The sequence below is a fragment of the Flavihumibacter sp. ZG627 genome, assembly GCF_000814325.1.
Lineage (GTDB): Bacteria > Bacteroidota > Bacteroidia > Chitinophagales > Chitinophagaceae > Flavihumibacter.
This window is the reverse complement of record NZ_JPHF01000040.1, coordinates 1-940: the sequence shown is the minus strand read 5'-3', so window position 1 is coordinate 940 and position 940 is coordinate 1. Positions and strand designations below refer to the sequence as shown.

The window sequence follows — 940 nt, the reverse complement described above, 5'->3', positions numbered from 1 at the left end:
CAACAGAATCCGGAACTTTCAATTATACTGTTACAACAGTTGGCCCATGTGCTGAAGCAACTGCAAATGGAACAATCACTGTTCAACCGAATTCAACAATCAACCTTACATCAGCTGCAGCAACGGAAGAACAGATACTATGTATTAATACTCCGATAACCAATATTTCTTATGCAGTTGGTGGAACTGGTAATGATGCAACTGTCACGGGACTTCCGGCAGGCGTGTCAGGTAATTATAGCGGAGGTGTTTTTACAATTAGTGGAACACCAACAGAATCCGGAACTTTCAACTACATAGTTACAACAGTTGGTCCTTGCGCAGAAGAAACGGTAAGCGGAACCATCACTGTTCAACCGAATTCATCAATCAGCCTCACATCAGCTGCAGTAACGGAATCGCAGACATTATGTATTAATACTCCGATAACCAATATTACTTATGCTGTAGGTGGAACGGCAACAGATGCAACAGTTATTGGCTTGCCCGATGGAGTTACCGGAACTTACATTGCTGGTGTTTTCACAATCAGTGGAACGCCAACAGAATCCGGAACTTTCATCTACATAGTTACAACAGTTGGTCCTTGCGCAGAAGAAACGGTAAGCGGAACCATCACTGTTCAACCGAATTCATCGATCAGCCTCACATCAGCTGCAGCTACGGAAGCGCAGACACTATGTATTAATACGCCGATAACCAATATTACTTATGCTGTAGGTGGAACGGCAACAGATGCAACTGTAACGGGACTTCCGACAGGTGTTTTAGGAAATTACAGTGCTGGAGTTTTCACCATCAGTGGAACACCATCGGTTACGGGAACATTTAATTATGTCGTTACTACAGTTGGCCCTTGCGCAGAAGCAATGGCAAATGGAACAATCACTGTGCAGCCTAATTCAACAATCAGTCTCACATCAGCTGCAGTAACAGAAGC

General features: G+C 43.9%; 1 protein-coding gene. It reads left to right on the top strand.

Annotated features, from left to right (window positions below):
- Nucleotides 1–940 (top strand): hypothetical protein (locus HY58_RS19675; protein WP_039135677.1); only part of this gene is annotated, 940 nt, incomplete at both ends.